Below are 17,890 nucleotides of genomic sequence, written 5' to 3'. Positions count from 1 at the left end.
TTAAATTATTAATTATTAAGGAGATATATTTTATTGTAAAAGGTATTTTATGGGTTTTAATGGGTCTGCAAGTATGAAGCTATAAGCATTACATTCACACGGTGCATGCTGGTTTTGCAACTATGCTCAACGACAAATGATAATATTTATACCTTTACTACAGCTACTACAACGTTGAAGTAAAAATAAGCGAAGGATATCTTTTTAATTAATAGCGCGGGTTGTAGAATTGCATGGATTAACCTTAATACATGATACCATTGAAAGTAATACAAAGTGTACATCCGGAGGATTTTAAGCGATATGATACTGCTACCATACGGTCGCGTTTTTTGATAGATAAGCAGGTACAAAAAGGTGCAATCAATTGTACTTATACCCACTATGACCGTATGATAGTTGGCTTTGCCAATCCAACGGATACCCAACTGCTGCTGCCAAATTATCCAAACCTGCGTGCGCAGTATTTTTTAGAGCGCCGCGAAATTGGTATTATCAACGTGGCGGGCGATGGCGTTGTAATTGCCGATGGCATTACCTATGATGTAAAAAAACTTGATTGCCTGTACATTGGCAAGGGCACTAAAAGCGTACATTTTGCCAGTAAAAACAGCAATGAGCCGGCAGTTTTCTACTTGCTTTCGGCCCCGGCCCATGCAACCTACCCAACAACCTTGTTAACCCATGCCGATGCTGTAAAAGTCACTCTTGGCTCGGCATCAACAGCAAATCATCGTACTATTAATAAATACATCCACCTGGAAGGCACCAAAAGCTGCCAGCTGGTTATGGGGCTTACCATTTTGCACGAGGGTAGCGTATGGAATACCATGCCATCGCATGTACATGACCGACGGATGGAAGCTTATTTTTATTTTGATGTTCCCGAGGGGCAAAAGATATTCCATTACATGGGCGAGGGCAACGAAACCCGCCATATCACTATGAATAATTACGATGCCGTGGTATCGCCGCCATGGAGCATCCACTCGGGTAGCGGTACGGCAAGCTATAGCTTTATTTGGGGTATGGCAGGCGAGAACCTTGACTATACCGATATGGACCCCATTGCCATTACAGATCTCAGGTAATCACCATCAATAAAATAATATACATTGGAAAATAATTTCTCTTTAGCCGGTAAAGTAATTGTAGTAACAGGTGGAACGGGCATATTGGGCAGCGCCTTTATAAACGGTATTGTTGAAGCAGGCGGCGCCGTAGGTATTTTGGGCCGCAATGCCCAGGTTGCCGAAGAGCGTGCCAATGCCATCAATCAAAATGGCGGCAAAGCGGTAGCATTGGTTGCCGATGTTTTAAACGAAGAAGAACTGCAAGCCGCTAAAACCAAACTGATGGATACGTTTGGCAGGCTGGATGGCCTGGTAAATGGGGCAGGGGGTAACATGCCGCAAGGTGTTTTACAGCCCGATGAAGACATTTTTAAAATGAATATAGCCGGCATGAAAACCGTAATGGATTTAAATACCTGGGGCACCATCATCCCCACACAAGTATTTGGCGAGGCCATAGCGCAAACTGGTAAAGGCAGTATTGTTAATATCTCATCAATGAATTCAAAGCGGGCTATTACCAAAGTATTGGGCTACAATATAGGCAAGGCGGCTGTTGATTGTTACAACCAATGGTTTGCCGTTGAGCTGGCTAATCGTTATGGCGATGCCATCAGGATGAATGCCCTTGCGCCTGGATTTTTCCTGACAGAACAAAACCGGAACCTGCTGACCAAACCCGAAGGGGGCTATACCGACCGTGGCCAGCTGGTGATAAAGCAAACGCCTTTTAAACGTTTTGGCCACCCGGATGAGTTGATTGGCGCATTAGTATGGCTGCTAAGCGATGCATCTAAATTTGTAACCGGGTCTATGATTTGTGTGGATGGTGGCTTTTCTATTTTTGGCGGCGTGTAACAATTTAATCGCGCTACTTTTCACCGAAATTTATCTCACTTATCTTAGGTTTGTTAGCTGCAATAAATTACAATTGTAGCTAAACTTGCCATTAAAGCTAAAAAGGGATATGAATTTCGCGGTTGTTACCATAAAGGATATTGCTAAAGAGCTGGGGATTTCCACATCGGCGGTATCTAAAGCGCTCAAGGATAGTTATGAAATAAGCGAAAAAACCAAAGCACTTGTGCGCGAGTGTGCAAAAAGGCTTAACTATCAGCCCAACCACATGGCCCGCAGCTTAAAAAAGGGTAACAGCAAGTCTTTAGGTATAGTTGTATCAACGATTGATAATCATTTTTTTTCGCAGGTGATTAACGGCATCGAGTTTGTTGCCCACGCCAGTGGCTATAATGTGTTTATTACCCAAACCCATGAATCGTATGAGCTTGAAAAATTAAACGTAAGCCATTTGATGTACCGCGCAATTGATGGCTTGCTTATCTCCTTATCAACAGAAACTGCCGATATATCCCACCTCAAAGATCTTCACGAAAAGGGTCTGCCTATTGTTTTTTTTGACCGTGTAAGCGACGAAATTGATACGCACAAAGTGATTGCCGATAACTTTCAGGGGGCTTTTAAAGCAACACAATCATTAATTGAGGCCGGGTATCGCAAAATTGCCCATATAACTAGTTCGGTAAATGTATCTATCACGGCCGAGCGCTTAAAAGGATACCAGGCTGCCCTTGCCCAAAACAACCTGGAGCAAAACGACGGGTTTATAAAATATTGCCTTCACGGTGGTAAAGACCTCATTGAGATTGAAAACGCGCTTAACGAATTACTCCTTTCGCCCAATCGCCCCGACGCTATTTTTACAGCATCTGACAGGATAACTACCACAACCTTGATGTTGCTGCATAAGCTGGGCTTTAAAATACCTGCCGATATTGCCTTGCTTGGCTTTACCAATACCCAATTGGCCGATGTTTTAAACCCATCGTTAAGCACAGTTTACCAGCCTGGATTTGAAATAGGTAAAAAAGCTACTGAAATGCTTATCAGTTTGATTGAGAGCCGCAGGCCTGTAACCGAATTTGAAACGGTTGTTTTACCCACCCAGGTTTGCATCCGCGATTCATCACGGCCTGGCCGCTAACTTTTATTATTGGTTTAAGCCTTATGCATTTTGCTTTTAGCTTCGATATAACTATATCGATGTAGTAAATATTTCTCTACGGTATCGAATAAAATTGCCTGTTCGGCAATACATTTGAAAACCAGTTATACTTGTACCTATATTGGCTCTTAAATTATGTAATTATGCGTTACCGGTTATTTGCAAAAAGTTTAATAGGTGTATTAATGCTTTGCCAGGGCTACAAAACAACAGCGCAGGTTGTGCGGTTAGATTACTTTTTTAATCGCGAAGTGCATACCGTTGCTGGCGAGGCTAAGCGTTTCCATTATTTATGGGACGAAAAGGAAAATACCGGTTATTCTATTTGGGGAGATGCTTTCAAAAAATGCGGCGCTACTTTAGATTCGCTTCCAGCGGCTCCTTCAGCACATAATTTAAAGGGTACGTCTATTTATATTATTGTAGATCCCGATACTAAAAAAGAGAGCCCAAAACCAAACTACATAACCGAACAAGATGCCGGTGCAATTGCCCGATGGGTAAAAGCTGGTGGTGTATTGGTAATGCTTGCGAATGATAGCGCCAATGTTGAACTGCCTCACTTTAATATACTGGCCAATAAATTCGGAATGAATTTTAATAACGACCTGCAGAACCATGTAATTGACGATAGCCATTTTGAGGATGGCGCTATCATGACCACCGGCAACCCGCTTTTTAAAACCGCGCAAAAAATATTTATGAAAGACGTGTGCTCCATAAGTACAACTTTACCGGCAAAGCCCGCTTTGGTAAAAAACGGAATAACCTTGATAGCCCAGGCTAAATTTGGCAAAGGAACTGTACTGGCTATTGCCGACCCATGGCTTTACAACGAGTATACCAACGGTCGTTTACCGGCGGGATATGAAAATGATAAAGCCGCAAATGATATATCGGCCTGGTTGCTGGCCCAGGTTAAACAAAAGAAATAATTAAGTGAGGTACTGTACAGCTAAACTGAAAATCATGAAAATATTTAACGCCATTAAAATCCTGTTTTTGTTGATAATTATGAGTGTTATTGCCCCGGGGGCCGCGGATGCCCAACAGAATCCGCATACTAAAGAAGTTGCCAATGCAGTTGAACGCTTGCGCCTTACAATGATAAGTGCCGATAGCTTATCCCTGGATAAAATAGCGGCTGATAGCTTGAGCTACGGTCACTCCAGTGGCAAAGTGCAAAACAAAAAGGAGTTTATACACAGCTTTACCAGCGGCGCATCAGTTTTTACAGCTATTGATTTTACGGGGCAAACAATTACGATATCGGGTAATATCGCTATTGTTAGGCACATATTGTCGGCTGCTACCAATGATGCAGGCAAGGGCCCGGGCGCAGTTAAGCTGGGTGTTTTGTTGGTTTGGGTTAAAAATGGCAAAGAATGGCAATTGCTGGCCCGGCAGGCGGTTAAGGTGCCGTGAGGATAGTTAATTTCTTAGCCATCTTTCCTTAAAACCTATCCTTCATTCCCAATAATCCCCAAATGCCGCCGCTATGGACGGCCAGTATTTTACTTCCGGGTTTAAAATGGTTTTTGCCAATCAGGTCGTATAAAGCGTACATCATTTTACCGGTGTATACAGGTTCAATAACAATGCCGGTGGCAGCAACAAAATGCTTTACAAAACCAATAAGTTCATCGGTTGCTTTTCCATATCCACCAAAATGGTAGTCGGTATGCAGGACATAATCGGCGGGAGCGGTTAAAAACCGGTTAATCTCATTCCTGATAAAACCTCCGTTTTTAAACACGGGTATTGCGTTGAATTTTGTTGTAAGCTGGTGGCTGGTTAAACCGTTAATAATGCCTGCGGCGGTGGTTCCGGTGCCACAGGCGCAAAAAATATGGTCGTAGCTGTCGGTAAGTTCGTTTACCAGTTCGGCGCAGCCTTGGGCGCCTTCTGTAGATGAGCCGCCTTCGTCAATAAAAAAAGCCTGCTCATTATCGCCAAAAAGTTTTTGGAATAATGCGGGTTTATCCCGGTAGCTAATCCTATCGGTAAATAACAGTTGCATGCCGTGCAGTTTGCATAAAAACAGCGTGTTGTTGTCAACCTCTTCGCCACGTACAATGCCTGTAGATTTGAAGCCGAATTTAGCTGCCGCCGCCGCTGTTGCCAATAAGTGATTGGAATATGCCCCGCCAAATGTTACCAAATGATTTTTGTGCTGGTTTTGAGCCGATTTGAGCAGGTATTTAAGCTTGCGCCATTTATTGCCCGATATCATGGGGTGAATGAGATCATCCCGTTTCAAAAAAACTTTAACCTCGTGCGCATCAAACAACGGATTTGCAATTTGATGTACCGGACTAAAAATTTCGAGATCAATATTCATAAAAATAACCTGCCCTTAATGCTATTGCAATATTACGCTTAACCTACCACAAAAAACGATTACTTTTGCGCCCAAATGGCATACGAACCCGAGCTGATAGAGCAGGAAGAACAGGATTTATTTGAACACTTACGCGTTGTGGTTGATAAGGGTCAGTCGCTGCTGCGCATTGATAAATTTTTGATGCACCGGGTAGAGAATGCCTCGCGCAACCGCATCCAGAATGCCATTGAACTGGGAAATGTGCTGGTAAACGATAAGCCTATAAAAAGCAGCTACCGCGTAAAGCCGCTGGATGTAATTTCGGTTGTATTACCCCATCCGCCACGCGACGCGGAGGTTTATCCGGAAAACATCCCTATTAATATTGTTTACGAGGATGATGACGTACTGGTGGTTGATAAAGCCGCTGGTATGGTGGTACACCCCGGTTATAATAATTATACCGGCACATTGGTAAATGCTTTGGTTTACCACTTTCAGCAATTGCCAACATTACCGGGTAACGATGGCCGGCCGGGCCTGGTTCATCGTATTGATAAAGATACCTCGGGCCTGCTGCTCATCAGCAAAAATGAGCGCTCCATGAGCTGGCTGGCCAAGCAGTTTTTTGACCACACCATTACCCGCAAATACATAGCCCTGGTTTGGGGCGATTTGGTTGAAGATGGCACCGTAACGGGCTATATTGGCCGCAGTATTGCCGATAGGCGGGTAATGTCTATTTATGACGACCCGGAGAAAGGCAAATGGTCGGTAACGCACTACAAGGTATTGGAACGTATGGGGTATGTTACCCTGATTGAATGCCAGCTGGAAACCGGTCGCACTCACCAGATTCGCGCGCACATGCGGCATATTGGCCATCCCTTGTTTAGCGATGCCACCTATGGCGGAGATAAGATTTTGAAAGGAACCGTATTCAGTAAATACAAACAATTTGTAGAGAATTGTTTTGAGCTGATGCCCCGCCAGGCACTGCATGCCCAAACCCTGGGCTTTTTACACCCAACCCAGAAAAAGCAGGTACTGTTTGAATCGCCCCTGCCACCCGATTTTGAAAGCGTGCTGCTAAAATGGCGCAGGTATACTGCGGCTGATAACCAGGCCAATACTAATAGTGAGGAGTAATTAAGAATGATTTGTGGCTAAATGGATAATTTTTCCCCAGTAGTTTAAGTTTTAATAAAGCAGACGGCATTTATAAATCAATCCGGTTTTAAAATCTGCACATTTGCACACTTGTAATCTGCACATCTGAAAATGACACCAGTGTTAATCAATTTTAACGGACAAATACTCCCTCAAAGCAGCCTGCTGCTTAGCGTAGCAAACCGTGCATTTAAATATGGCGACGGTTTGTTTGAGAGTATGCGCCTGATGAAAGGACAGCTTAAATTTGCCGATTTGCACGCCGACCGCCTGCAACGCGGCATGAAAGCGCTTAAAATTGATGGCTATTCGCAAATGGATACCTGGTTTTTAAAAGATATTGTGGAAGAGCTTGCCAGGCGCAACAAAGTACGGCACGGCCGCCTGCGCCTGACGGTTTACCGGGATGCCGAGGGATTGTATACGCCCACCCAAAATAAAATGGGCTATTGCCTGGAGCTTACAGCATCTGACGAACCAAGGTACTTTTTGAACGAGAAGGGGTTGATCATGGATGTATTTACCGAATTACCCAAGCCATCCAATTACCTATCCAACATCAAAACCTGTAACTCGCTTATTTATGTAATGGCGGGTATCTATAAAACGCAAAACAAACTTGATGATGTATTCCTGCTGAACCAAAGCGGCTTTTTATGCGAGGCCAGCAGTTCGAATATATTTATCCATTACCAGAACCACCTGTACACGCCGGCACTAAGCGAAGGCTGTGTAGAAGGTGTAATGCGCCAGGTGGTGATAAAGCTTGCCCAGGATAATAACATAGATATTACAGAAGCCCAGATAAATCCCGACATCCTTTACGAAGCCGATGAAGTGTTTTTAACCAATGCCACCCGCGGCATCCAGACTGTAATGGGCTTTGGCGTAAGGCGCTATTTTAACCGGGTAAGTAAGGTTTTGATGGATGAACTGAATAAGTTGTAAAAAAGTATCAAGTAGTAAGTATCAAGTATCAAGATTGATTTGATGTTGATATTGACCCTGCTACTGCATGCAGTAATAATGATGAATGTCTTTAGTGGCGATGATCTCACATCACTACTGTACGGCTACCGGCGCTTTAATAGCTGCCAATATTCCATCCCAAAGGGCGATCCTTACTTGCAATGCCTCTTGTACGGCTTCGGTGGCTTCTTCCCATTTGGAGTCGTCGTTACCACAAAGTTCGGCGGTCATTTCGTAGGCCAGGTGGGAGTGGTGGTCGCCATCAACTTCAATGTGGCGCTCCAGGTAGTAAAGCAAAATATCAACCTTGCCGGGCAGTTGGCGGCTGAGTTCTTTAACAATACTCACAAACATATCGGGGATTAAATCCTCACGGCCAAAGGTAAATACCGCAGCCTGCACATGGTTTTTGTTGGTGCCGATAACATCAAAAGTATGCAGCATAAAATTGCGGGCCGCCAACGGGATATCAGCAATAATTAAAGCTTCGTCGATATGTTTGCCGAAGTTTAATTCATGAAATAAATTGTTAATAGCAATAGCGTCGCTACCGGCCTGCTGCATAGCGCGCAGGTATAGTTCAAAATGACTGGTGCGGTTGCCTTGTTCGTCAACATCGCTTTCTTCGCCGGTTACAATTTCATTGATCAGGTAGCGGGTATTGGCATTACCGGTTGGCATCCAGGGTGTGGCAGTACAGGTAAGCTTTTGTTGCAACGATTTTAACAGCGACATAAAATCCCACACGGCAAACACATGGTGATCCATAAAAACGGTTAATTCATCCAAAGAATTAATATTTTTATATAATTCGTGTTGAATTAGTTGATCGCGTAGAGGCTGGATCTGTTTTTTTAGTAGTGCTATGCGCTCGCTGTAATTTGCCATCGGGTACTCCGTATTTTATGGCCGCAAAAGTAGCAATAACAGGTGTTAAAAAACGTTAAGTTGTAATTTTTGACTTTGGCTTGATTGGAATATCATTAGCCTTAATAGTAACAATACTAAATATTCCTTATCCTATTAAATATAATCAATTATGAAAGCAACCGCCTTATTATCAATCCTGCTCATCATCCTGTTTTTTTCGGCATGTAACTCCACTCCTTCGAAAGATATTGCTCCTAAAACCGACGTGCCCGAACCGTTAAAGGACGAGAAATCAGACTTTAGCCTGAAGAGGATGCCTTCGGGTTCGTTAATGGATGAGATTTATGACGACCTGGCAAAAAAAGATCCGCAACTCCAAAGGCTGGAAGAACAGCTAACCCATTTTAACGGCGGCATAGCCGATAGTTTAAAGGCGTTTAACAATTATGCTGCAAAATCAGATGGTTATTACTTTTCGGCAAACGAATCATTAACAGCTATAAAAGATACCGTGTTGCGGGCGCAGCTTAGTGCATTAATAGCCGATAGTAAATTGAAATATATGGATAAAATAAGCAGGTTTGCCAGTTTAAAAGCGCACATTGATAGTAATCAGATAAAAATTGGCGACTATCATGCTGTGTTGAAAATAGTTGCAACTCTGCCCGTTATTGAAAAGTATCAGGACAAAAACATGCCCGATATTACAAGTACGGCCAATCTTGCCAATGAGGCGCAACATTTAAGGGTTAAAACAATGCAGCTGGCAAGGAAGTATCAGAAAAAGTAATATGTTTTTGACTCTAAGTTAGAAAAGGCCACTTTGCGTATTTCGCAATTATGTCCTCCAACGGAATGAGGTTTGCTTCATCCTCACTTTCTTCATAGGCTTTAAGTACCCCCCTTCTCGCTGTTCTTCTGTTAATGAAAGCCAGTCAGGATTTTCTTGTTCTAATGATTGATCCATCACAATTTTACCCCTCTCAGAAAATCCTCAATACCCATACGTTTTTTGCCCTCCAGCTGTATGTCTTTTACACTGATAAAACCTCCTTTGGCGGCAAACTTTAAAAATGTTTTACCATCGGTAAGGAAGCCCCCGGGTTGTATCGCCGGTTCATCAATCAAAAGTTCTGATGCGTAAATTTTTAATAGTTTACCGTTCAAGTCGGTATAGGCGGTAGGGATGGGGCTTAGGCCACGGATTTTGTTATATACAGCTTTAGCCGGTTGCAACCAGTCTATCTTACAATCTTCCTTAAATATTTTAGGGGCATGTTTAAGCTCTTCACCGGTTAACAACTGTACCTGCGGATGTTCATGATAACGGCCGCTTTCAACCGCCTTTACTGTTTTTACCAGCAGGCCTGCGCCTTTGTTCATCAGCCGGTCGTGCAAGTCGCCGGCTGTTTCGGTTCCGGTTAGGGTTATTTTTTCGGTAAACAATACATCACCGGTATCAATTTCATGTTTCAGGAAAAAAGTAGTTACGCCGCTTTCCTTCTCTCCATTTATAATTACCCAGTTAATAGGTGCAGCGCCACGGTATTGTGGCAACAACGAAGCGTGCAGGTTAATGGTTCCTTTGGCAGGCATTGTCCAAACAGCTTCAGGTAGCATCCTGAAGGCAACAACCACCTGTAAATCTGCCTTAAGGCCTTTAAGTTCGGCCAAAAATTCGGGATTCTTCAGCTTTTCAGGTTGTAATACTTTTAGTCCATTGGCTACCGCATACTGTTTCACTGCCGATTCGTTCAGTTTTTGCCCACGCCCTGCGGGTTTATCCGGGGCGGTGACAACGCCAACAATATCGCTGCCGGCTTTTATTAAAGCATCAAGCGATGCAACTGCAAAATCGGGGGTGCCCATAAATACAATTCTCATGGTATATGCTGTTTTATTTGCTTCGTTTATTAATTGTACAATAAGTACTTGCTACGTGTTTTGTTAAATTGCTTTAAACCCGGTTCCCAGCTTGCGCGGACCTGGGCCTCTGTTTTGCCATCGGCAATCTGTTTCTGCAATTCTTTGCCGCCTGCTAACTTGTTAAAATATGCATTAAAAAAATGCTCTTTATCCGGGAAAGCTTTATAAAGTTCTATAAGCCACGATAAGTTAATATGCCCGCTAGCTCTTATTTGGTTCGGCGTGTAATTTTTAAGGTCCATGCCGAAGCATTGTTTATCTTTTTGCGGAGGGTTCTCGCTCATGCCGGGGATGCCAACAGGAGTGAAGGAATAAGTATAAATGCCCTTTAACAGGGGGTGCCCCAACACCAGGAATGGAAAGTAAGTTCCCCTGCCCAGGCTAAATGTTGTACCCTCAAACAAGCAGGTGCTGGGGTAAAGTAAAATAGATTGTTCGGTATTTAAATTGGGCGATGGGTTTACAGGCAGCTTATAAGGCATATTGTGGCTGTAATTGGCCACTTTTATTATTTTTAACTTGCACTGCACGCCGTTTTTTAGCCAGCGTTCGCCGTTTATCATTTTGGCATATTCGGCAATGGTCATGCCATGGCTTATGGGGATAGGATGCATGCCCACAAAGGAATGGTAAGCGGTATCCAGTATGGGGCCATCAATCAGGTAGCCATTCGGGTTTGGCCTGTCCAGTATCATCAGTTCGATATTGTTTTCGGCACAAGCCTCCATTACATAATGCAGGGTTGATATATAGGTGTAAAATCTTGCTCCAACATCCTGTATATCAAATACCATCAGGTTTATATCCTTCAGATCGTCGGCCGTTGGTTTGTAATGTTTGTTGCCATATAGCGAGATGATGGGCAAGCCTGTTTTGGCATCTACGGCATCGTTTACTACGGCACCATTGCTGGCATTGCCGCGAAAACCGTGTTCGGGCCCAAATACCTTTTTGATGCTGATGCCACGTTTTAGTAAACTATCAACACTGGGTGTAAGGGTTTTGCCAATAACAGAAGTTTGATTAACAACCATCCCGATATTTTTTCCCTTAAGATAGTCAAAATACAGCGGAATTTGATCGGCGCCGGTCAATATTTCTGTATTAATTTTTTTACCGTTTTTTCGTTCGGCCAGCGAGGTTTTAGAATTAGAAGCCGGATTGGCGCAGGCCGTATGTACACTTAATACTGCTATTAAAGCGCTTTGTAAAAAAACAGGTATAATTTTCATAGAATATTGTTTTGAAACAATTTAAAAAGTAGCAGGTTTAATAGCAAAACCGCATATTTGCGAAGGTACTAAAAATCATTCTGCATTGAGTTTCGCCTCCTTTATATCAGCCCGTATAACATTCAAGTCAAAGCGTACATTTTCAAAACTGATTGTACGTATTGCCATTATTGGTATTATGCTTGGTTTGGGGGTAATGATATTATCATTGGCCATTGTAAAAGGATTTAAACACGAGATTCGCGAAAAGGTTCGCGGTTTTGCCGGTGACATACGCGTCATTAAGTTCGATCTGAACAGTTCATACGAGAGCTCGCCTATTGTTGAAGACCCTGGTTTTGTAGCGCGGATGCGTAAAAGCCCGCTGATTACCCATGTAATGCCAACCGCTACCAAGCCCGGAATTATTAAAGCTAATAACGAAATTGAGGGCGTGGTACTAAAGGGCGTTGATAAAACGTACGACTGGTCATACTTTAAAAAGATGATGGTTGCCGGCGATGTGATCGACTTTAAAGATTCTGTTGAAGCCCAAAAAGAGATCATGCTATCGCAACAAACCGCCAACCGGTTAAAGCTGAAGGTGGGCGACAAGTTGTTGATGTATTTTGTACAGGAGCCCTTGCGTAAGCGCCAGTTTAAAATAAAGGGCATTTTTAATATCGGGGTAGAGGAGGTTGACAAAACATTTGTAATAGGTTCGCTATCGCTGATAAACCGGCTGAACGATTGGAAACCCGGTGAAATAGGGCAGTACGAACTGCGTGTAGTCGATTTTGACCAGGTGGATTTTGCTGCAGATAAACTGGATCAAATTTTACCGGTGAGGTTAAAATCGCGAACGGTTATGGAGGATTATCCTAACATATTTGAGTGGTTGAAATTATTGGATGTAAACTCGGTAGTGATGCTGGTGTTGATGGTTGTTGTCGCGGTTATCAACATGATATCGGCCCTGCTGATCATGATTTTAGAACGCACAGCCATGATTGGTATGCTTAAAGCCATGGGTGCATCCAACTGGAACATCCGGAAAATATTTTTATATAATGCCACCTACCTGATAGGCCTCGGCTTGTTGTTAGGCAATGCGCTTGGGCTTGGTTTGGGCTATTTTCAGCAGCAAACCCATTTTTTTAAACTCGACCAGGCTTCGTATTATATGACCTTTGTACCTGTGCAATTTGGTTTATGGGACGTATTGCTGCTTAACCTGGGTACATTGGTAATTTGCCTGCTGGTGCTTTTTGTGCCATCGATGCTCGTGAGCCGGATTTCGCCGGTGAAGGCTATCAGATTTAAGTAATTTTTTGACTGGTTTGTCCATCATTTAAACACTACACTTTACACATACTGTTGACATACTTTTCTCCCACTTTTTATGCACTTTTCTGATACTCTTTGATACTTTTCTTATATTTTTTTATACTTTGTATAGTAGTTAACTATCTTATATATAAATGTTTATATATATTCGTATGTTTTTGTTTTCCTTTTTTAACAAATGAGGGCGGCTATCTGTGTTTGATAGCCGCCCTGCCGGGGTATATTCAAATATACAAAAAATAGACCAATATTTTATCCGGAATAATTACCTTTCTATCGTTTTCCCGCAAAATTAAACTTCAAATTTAAGCCGCCTGCGCCAAATTTTATCTGCTGTGCGCCCATTCCCTGCAGCGGATATTTTAAAAATGGCTCAATAATTAAGCGGTTTTTGCCTAAGGCTGTGCCTACGCCCACCGATAAATTCAGCGTTCTGGCAAAATAGAAACCATTGAAACTTTGGCGGTTTGTTTCTTCGGATGTTTGCTGGGTTGCGCCGCCTAGCAACGAATTATGTGGGATGCCATAACTGGTGGTATAAGCCTCATTAATAAACGTACCCGAACTTAAACCAGCCGAGAAATAAGCATCTGTTTTTTCGGGGTTAAACTCGTATTTTAAATTGATAGGTACATCAAGGCCTACCAAACTGGCATTATAATTTTTAAATACCGGGAACGAAGAAGCCGGTACCAGCTTGTTATCCTGTGCTGCAGCAGCAAATGTTACCGCATTGGCTGCGCTTGGGTTTGGCGGTACGCTGCTGTTGTATTTAAGTGTGTTTTGCGCTAAGGCAACCCCTGTAGAAAGTTTAAGGTTTTTGCTAAGCCTGATATCGGATGTAAAACCAGCCCCGGCATTTACCTGGTTGGCGCTCCCTTTGGCATAGTTAAAAAAGGTGGCTGCGTAAATGCCAAACTTTACCTTTTTATCATCGGCAGCTTTGTCTTTTGCCTTTGGTGTTTGCAAATTATCGGCAGCAAGCATTGTAGCCATGGCATTGGCCGATGATGGCTTGGCCTGCGTAGGCTGCTGGTTTGCCGCATTGGGTGTTACGTTAGTGGTAGTAGTTTTGGTAGCTGGTGCAACAACCGGATTTGCTGCATATTGCTGCTTGCCTGCATTAGTAACAACGGTTTTAATACTATCTGCTTTAGTGCCTGGTGTGGCTACAATAACGGGTTGTTTATTGCCAGCAGCAGGCTGTTGGGCAGCAAGTTGGTTAACCGTGCTGTTTGTCCTGTTATTTGGGTTAACCTGTGGCTGTTTAACCGCAGGAGCATTTACAGGTATTTTGGTTGATGGTGTGAAAGCTGCCACGCTATTTTGGCTACCGGCAGCGGCATTTACAGCCGGGTTGTTTATTGCCGGCTTTTTACGTGGATTGTTCTGATTTTGGGCAATATTGTTTTGGGCTGATATTGTAGTATCAGCAGAATTACTATTACCTGAGCCCGTGTTAGCCGCTATGCGGCTAACGCTATCAATTTGTACGGCTTGTTGATGCCGGGTATTTTGCTTAACCGGTTTTATAACAGCGGTATTAGTACTGTTTGCTTTTTGTTTGTTGTTTAGCATCCATACGCCAATGGCTAAAAATAGCAGCAGGCCGGCTGCTGTGCTTGCCCACCACAGCCAAACCATAGGGCGCTTTTTCTCCTCCTCGGGGAATTTTTCCCTGAGCAGCAGCCAGCCCTCGTCGGCGGTGGTGTCTTCGTAATTATCAAACACCTCCCTGATGCGGTTCTTTAAGTCGTTATCCAACTGATCATCCATGGTTTTGTGCTTCTTGCCTTAATATTTTTCTTAATCGTTCTTTAGCTCTGCTCAAATAAACGCGCGATGAGCTTGCCGGGATAGCTAACATATTGCCAATTTCATCATGATTATAACCATCTATTTCATACATGTTAAAAATGGTAAGCTGTATGGCAGGCAGCTCGTTCATCATCTTTAATATGTCTTGTGCATTTAAATTATCAACCGTACCCATATTACTGCTTATGGGCGCGGCATTATCCAACTCAACATTTAACTGGAATTTCAGATCCTTGCGCCGACGGTCGATAGCGGTGTTCACTACAATTGTACGTAGCCAGGCTTTAAAGGGTTTGTCTGTATTGTAATTATGCACGGCATTAAATACTTTAATAAAAGCATCATTTACAGCCTCCAAAGCGTCATCGCGGTTAAGGCTGTAACGCAGGCTTATACCCATGGCGTAGCCATAAAACTGCTTATACAGCATTTCCTGGTATTTAAGGCTGCCTTTTTTGCATTGGCTGATAATTTCTTCTTCAGTAATGCCTTTGGGTGGATGCATTAAGTGTGTTTAATTCCGCTTAAATATTGTGTTGTTTTTTATGTACTTACGCAATAAACAACCCTATTGATACAAATAAAAAAGATTTTCCTGTTATATAGAATCTATTAATTAATTTCATCATATATTGCTTTTAGCGATAGAAAATCAATGTGTTAGCTTTAAGCTTTGTGCATTCTGCTTTAAACTTCTATTAACCCCATATACAGGCATCAATAGTAGTAGCTAATTATTAAACCGGGTTACCCCGACTTACCAAAAAAGCCGCCACCAAAATATGGGCGACGGCGTTTCAGTTAAAAACAATAATAATTAGTTTGCAGTTTTTACAAGGTCATAACGGCCTATAGTATCTGGGCTGGTAGATGAGCTTGCACGTAACATTTTAAAGTTGGTGCCATCGTAAATATATTGGTAAACGCCTACCAAATGATTTTTGGTACGTGGCACGCCCGATTTAAAAGTGCTATCGTTAAACTGGATGTAGTAACCATCAAAAGCAAAAGTACCGTGGCTGCCTGCATGTTTTACGATGGTATCGGCTGTTACCGCAAAATGATATGCATTGGTCATTTTCAAGATTATCGAATCTTTCAAGGTATCATATTTACCGGTGGAGTTTTTAGTCAGGAGCCTAAACTGGCCGTTAAAAGTTCCTACCGGTGCAGATACTACAACTGATGTTCCTGAGTTTTTGGCGCAGGCTGCAAGTAAGGTTAACAACAGCGGGAGTAAGTAAAATAAATTACGCTTCATATTTTTGTTATTTGTTGTCATTACGAATATAAGCATATAAACGCTACAGCCGGATGCGAAATTTTATAGTTTTTTTGCTTCGTTCCAAAAAATATCCATTTCGGCAAGGCTCATATCCTGTAGCTGCTTGCCATGTTCTTTGGCTTTTAACTCCAGGTATTGAAAACGTTTTATAAATTTCTGGTTTGTTTTTTCAAGCGCGTTCTCGGGGTTAATATTAATAAAGCGGGCATAATTAATAAGCGAGAATAACAAGTCGCCAAATTCACCCTCGGCCTTTTCATGATCAATGGTGGTTTCGTCTTCGGCGTTAAACTCATTTTTAAATTCCTGCAGTTCTTCTTCTACCTTGGCCCATACCTGGTTTTTCTCTTCCCAGTCAAAACCCACGCCCCGGGCTTTTTCCTGTATGCGCGATGCTTTTACCAATGCTGGTAATGAGGATGGTACACCACCCAAAACCGATTTATTGCCCTCTTTCAGCTTAATTTGCTCCCAGTTACGTTTTACGTCTTCCTCATTTTGTACTTCCACATCGCCATAAATATGCGGATGACGGTTTATGAGTTTATCGCAAACCCCGTTTAATACATCGGTGATGTTAAAATCATTGGTTTCTGAAGCTATTTTTGAGTAAAAAACCAGGTGCAGCATAATGTCGCCCAGCTCTTTTTTAATTTCCTGCTTATCATCGCCCAAAATGGCATCGCTTAGCTCGTAGGTTTCTTCAATAGTGAGGTGCCTGAGGCTTTCAAGCGTTTGCTTTTTGTCCCAGGGGCAGTTGGCCCGCAGGTCGTCCATTATAATAAGCAGGCGTTGAAAGGCGATGGTTGAGGTAGGTGCAATTTCAGGGGCTTTTAAAGGCATAGTATGGTGCGGTGTTTTTTGCAAAGGTATGATAACATCTTTAATGCAAACTTATCCCGGTATTAATTTAAAGGTAATATTAATTAACTTTATTGGCCAACTCATAACTGTAAAACCATGATCAAGAAAATCTACCTTTCTGTGTTTTTTTTAATGCTGATAATTGAATGCTGCCAGGCACAGCAATTGATGCAAACCTCGCCGCAAAACAGTACGCTTGAACAGCCGCAGCCATTTTTATATACCATTAACACCTTAAACCCATCGGGGCGAAACTGGAGCGTGAATTACTCGGGCGGTTACGGCGAGCATACCGTTACACCGCTGGGTTTTGACGGGGTTGACCAAAATATATCTGCAAAAGGCTATTTAGGGGCAAAATTTACCTTTTTGGCCACTTTAGGTACCGGTTTTAGCAACAATGGCAGCGTGCATACTTTGGAGCAGGCCGAATTGCTGCGCGATTTTATAGGCGGTAACCAGCCTATGGGTTTCCGTATAGGGGCAGGCCTGGGTTTCAGGCATGAGTTTAATAACGATAACGTGGCATTTAGCAGGATAACCGCCGCCTACGACGTTACGCGGTGGAAGATAGGGGCTAACGTTCGCTTAGAAAAAGCCTTTGCTACCAACCGCGATGGCCTTGATATTGTTACAAGCGTTGGTGTACACAGGCATATTACCGGCCAGTTTTTTGGTGGCTTTGAAGCGGTAGGGCAGGACTTAGAAGGCTTTTGGGAAACCGATGAGGCCGAAGGCGGTGCCCGTTTAATGGTTGGCCCATCTATTAATTATGCACCAACAAATTCGCGTTTTGCTTTTACCCTTTGCGGCGGGCCTATTATATATGCTACCCGGAGCGCCAACACCCAGGGCCAGTTTTCTGCTTACCGCGAGCTACCGGCCAATAATGGTTTTACCCTTAAATTTAATGTAGGTTTCCGGTTTATGTAAGCTGGTAGTGTCGTGTCATCGATAAATTGACGGATAGTCTTTAACCCAAAGTCTTAAGTTCCAAGTCAAAAAAATCAA

The 17,890-nt window shown here is 42.9% G+C and carries 18 protein-coding genes; 10 read left to right on the top strand and 8 right to left on the bottom strand.

From position 1 onward, the window contains the following. The first annotated feature begins 251 nt into the window (after positions 1–251). From kduI to AC1DU2_RS15585, 5 genes are all read left to right on the top strand, one after another. A complete protein-coding gene (gene kduI / locus AC1DU2_RS15605) occupies positions 252–1,091 on the top strand; it encodes a 5-dehydro-4-deoxy-D-glucuronate isomerase (RefSeq protein ID WP_477368318.1) in 840 nt (279 codons plus the stop codon). A gap of 24 nt (positions 1,092–1,115) precedes the next feature. Further along, positions 1,116–1,931 carry an SDR family oxidoreductase gene (locus tag AC1DU2_RS15600; RefSeq protein WP_477368321.1) on the top strand — a complete coding sequence of 272 codons (816 nt, stop codon included), beginning with the start codon at positions 1,116–1,118 and terminating at the stop codon, positions 1,929–1,931. 109 nt (positions 1,932–2,040) lie between these two features. Next, positions 2,041–3,075, top strand: a complete 1,035-nt coding sequence (locus AC1DU2_RS15595; protein ID WP_477385225.1) for a LacI family DNA-binding transcriptional regulator — start codon at positions 2,041–2,043, stop codon at positions 3,073–3,075. 164 nt (positions 3,076–3,239) lie between these two features. Beyond that, the gene (locus AC1DU2_RS15590; RefSeq protein WP_477385224.1) at positions 3,240–4,031 is read left to right on the top strand and encodes a DUF4350 domain-containing protein; all 792 of its coding nucleotides are present in this window, start codon (positions 3,240–3,242) and stop codon (positions 4,029–4,031) included. Positions 4,032–4,065: 34 nt separating this feature from the next. Then, positions 4,066–4,521, top strand: a complete 456-nt coding sequence (locus tag AC1DU2_RS15585) for a nuclear transport factor 2 family protein (RefSeq protein WP_477385223.1) — start codon at positions 4,066–4,068, stop codon at positions 4,519–4,521. A 28-nt stretch (positions 4,522–4,549) separates the two neighbouring features. Here the strand turns inward: AC1DU2_RS15585 and AC1DU2_RS15580 are convergent, their stop codons facing one another. Next, on the bottom strand, positions 4,550–5,437 hold the full coding sequence (locus AC1DU2_RS15580) for a 1-aminocyclopropane-1-carboxylate deaminase/D-cysteine desulfhydrase (RefSeq protein ID WP_477385222.1): 888 nt from the start codon (positions 5,435–5,437) through the stop codon (positions 4,550–4,552). A gap of 75 nt (positions 5,438–5,512) precedes the next feature. On the opposite strand from AC1DU2_RS15580, the gene AC1DU2_RS15575 reads away from it, so the two are divergent. Continuing rightward, positions 5,513–6,568: an RluA family pseudouridine synthase gene (locus AC1DU2_RS15575; protein ID WP_477385221.1), complete on the top strand. Its 1,056-nt coding sequence runs from the start codon at positions 5,513–5,515 to the stop codon at positions 6,566–6,568. A gap of 132 nt (positions 6,569–6,700) precedes the next feature. Then, on the top strand, positions 6,701–7,537 hold the full coding sequence (locus AC1DU2_RS15570; protein ID WP_477368338.1) for an aminotransferase class IV: 837 nt from the start codon (positions 6,701–6,703) through the stop codon (positions 7,535–7,537). Between the two features lie 114 nt (positions 7,538–7,651). Here AC1DU2_RS15570 and AC1DU2_RS15565 read toward each other — a convergent pair whose 3' ends face one another. Further along, the gene (locus AC1DU2_RS15565) at positions 7,652–8,326 is read right to left on the bottom strand and encodes a DUF3050 domain-containing protein (RefSeq protein WP_477385258.1); all 675 of its coding nucleotides are present in this window, start codon (positions 8,324–8,326) and stop codon (positions 7,652–7,654) included. 271 nt (positions 8,327–8,597) lie between these two features. Between AC1DU2_RS15565 and AC1DU2_RS15560 the strand changes: the two genes are divergently transcribed. Then, entirely contained in the window at positions 8,598–9,218 is a 621-nt protein-coding gene (locus AC1DU2_RS15560) for a hypothetical protein (protein ID WP_477385220.1), read from the top strand. A gap of 176 nt (positions 9,219–9,394) precedes the next feature. Here AC1DU2_RS15560 and fmt read toward each other — a convergent pair whose 3' ends face one another. After that, positions 9,395–10,312: a methionyl-tRNA formyltransferase gene (gene fmt / locus AC1DU2_RS15555; RefSeq protein WP_477385219.1), complete on the bottom strand. Its 918-nt coding sequence runs from the start codon at positions 10,310–10,312 to the stop codon at positions 9,395–9,397. A gap of 29 nt (positions 10,313–10,341) precedes the next feature. Further along, a complete protein-coding gene (locus tag AC1DU2_RS15550) occupies positions 10,342–11,586 on the bottom strand; it encodes an exo-beta-N-acetylmuramidase NamZ family protein (protein WP_477385218.1) in 1,245 nt (414 codons plus the stop codon). Positions 11,587–11,671: 85 nt separating this feature from the next. Between AC1DU2_RS15550 and AC1DU2_RS15545 the strand changes: the two genes are divergently transcribed. Beyond that, positions 11,672–12,892, top strand: coding sequence for an ABC transporter permease (locus tag AC1DU2_RS15545; protein ID WP_477385217.1), 1,221 nt, complete (start codon positions 11,672–11,674; stop codon positions 12,890–12,892). A gap of 293 nt (positions 12,893–13,185) precedes the next feature. On the opposite strand, the gene AC1DU2_RS15540 is transcribed toward AC1DU2_RS15545, so the two are convergent. The 4 genes from AC1DU2_RS15540 to mazG form a co-directional block, all read right to left on the bottom strand. Continuing rightward, entirely contained in the window at positions 13,186–14,688 is a 1,503-nt protein-coding gene (locus tag AC1DU2_RS15540) for a hypothetical protein (RefSeq protein ID WP_477385216.1), read from the bottom strand. Then, on the bottom strand, positions 14,681–15,235 hold the full coding sequence (locus AC1DU2_RS15535) for an RNA polymerase sigma factor (RefSeq protein WP_090652815.1): 555 nt from the start codon (positions 15,233–15,235) through the stop codon (positions 14,681–14,683). Before AC1DU2_RS15535 ends, AC1DU2_RS15540 begins: the two co-directional genes overlap by 8 nt. Positions 15,236–15,547: 312 nt before the next feature. Further along, complete coding sequence (locus AC1DU2_RS15530) at positions 15,548–15,991, bottom strand: hypothetical protein (RefSeq protein ID WP_477385215.1); 444 nt, start codon at positions 15,989–15,991, stop codon at positions 15,548–15,550. Positions 15,992–16,054: 63 nt separating this feature from the next. Further along, positions 16,055–16,858 carry a nucleoside triphosphate pyrophosphohydrolase gene (mazG, locus tag AC1DU2_RS15525; protein ID WP_477385214.1) on the bottom strand — a complete coding sequence of 268 codons (804 nt, stop codon included), beginning with the start codon at positions 16,856–16,858 and terminating at the stop codon, positions 16,055–16,057. 117 nt (positions 16,859–16,975) lie between these two features. Between mazG and AC1DU2_RS15520 the strand changes: the two genes are divergently transcribed. After that, complete coding sequence (locus tag AC1DU2_RS15520; RefSeq protein WP_477385213.1) at positions 16,976–17,812, top strand: hypothetical protein; 837 nt, start codon at positions 16,976–16,978, stop codon at positions 17,810–17,812. Positions 17,813–17,890 lie beyond the last annotated feature (78 nt).

Source organism: Mucilaginibacter sp. P4_C11 (genome assembly GCF_056402115.1).
The sequence above is the reverse complement of the archived record's forward strand: the minus strand, read 5'-3'. Positions and strand labels throughout refer to the sequence as shown.

Excerpts from the sequence above, each read along its gene's own strand:
- kduI (WP_477368318.1), top strand. The coding sequence starts at position 252 with ATGATACCATTGAAAGTAATACAAAGTGTACATCCGGAGGATTTTAAG.
- AC1DU2_RS15595 (WP_477385225.1), top strand. The coding sequence starts at position 2,041 with ATGAATTTCGCGGTTGTTACCATAAAGGATATTGCTAAAGAGCTGGGG.
- AC1DU2_RS15590 (WP_477385224.1), top strand. The coding sequence starts at position 3,240 with ATGCGTTACCGGTTATTTGCAAAAAGTTTAATAGGTGTATTAATGCTT.
- AC1DU2_RS15585 (WP_477385223.1), top strand. The coding sequence starts at position 4,066 with ATGAAAATATTTAACGCCATTAAAATCCTGTTTTTGTTGATAATTATG.
- AC1DU2_RS15580 (WP_477385222.1), bottom strand. The coding sequence starts at position 5,437 with ATGAATATTGATCTCGAAATTTTTAGTCCGGTACATCAAATTGCAAAT.
- AC1DU2_RS15575 (WP_477385221.1), top strand. The coding sequence starts at position 5,513 with ATGGCATACGAACCCGAGCTGATAGAGCAGGAAGAACAGGATTTATTT.
- AC1DU2_RS15570 (WP_477368338.1), top strand. The coding sequence starts at position 6,701 with ATGACACCAGTGTTAATCAATTTTAACGGACAAATACTCCCTCAAAGC.
- AC1DU2_RS15565 (WP_477385258.1), bottom strand. The coding sequence starts at position 8,326 with ATGGATCACCATGTGTTTGCCGTGTGGGATTTTATGTCGCTGTTAAAA.
- AC1DU2_RS15560 (WP_477385220.1), top strand. The coding sequence starts at position 8,598 with ATGAAAGCAACCGCCTTATTATCAATCCTGCTCATCATCCTGTTTTTT.
- fmt (WP_477385219.1), bottom strand. The coding sequence starts at position 10,312 with ATGAGAATTGTATTTATGGGCACCCCCGATTTTGCAGTTGCATCGCTT.
- AC1DU2_RS15550 (WP_477385218.1), bottom strand. The coding sequence starts at position 11,586 with ATGAAAATTATACCTGTTTTTTTACAAAGCGCTTTAATAGCAGTATTA.
- AC1DU2_RS15540 (WP_477385216.1), bottom strand. The coding sequence starts at position 14,688 with ATGGATGATCAGTTGGATAACGACTTAAAGAACCGCATCAGGGAGGTG.
- AC1DU2_RS15535 (WP_090652815.1), bottom strand. The coding sequence starts at position 15,235 with ATGCATCCACCCAAAGGCATTACTGAAGAAGAAATTATCAGCCAATGC.
- AC1DU2_RS15530 (WP_477385215.1), bottom strand. The coding sequence starts at position 15,991 with ATGAAGCGTAATTTATTTTACTTACTCCCGCTGTTGTTAACCTTACTT.
- mazG (WP_477385214.1), bottom strand. The coding sequence starts at position 16,858 with ATGCCTTTAAAAGCCCCTGAAATTGCACCTACCTCAACCATCGCCTTT.
- AC1DU2_RS15520 (WP_477385213.1), top strand. The coding sequence starts at position 16,976 with ATGATCAAGAAAATCTACCTTTCTGTGTTTTTTTTAATGCTGATAATT.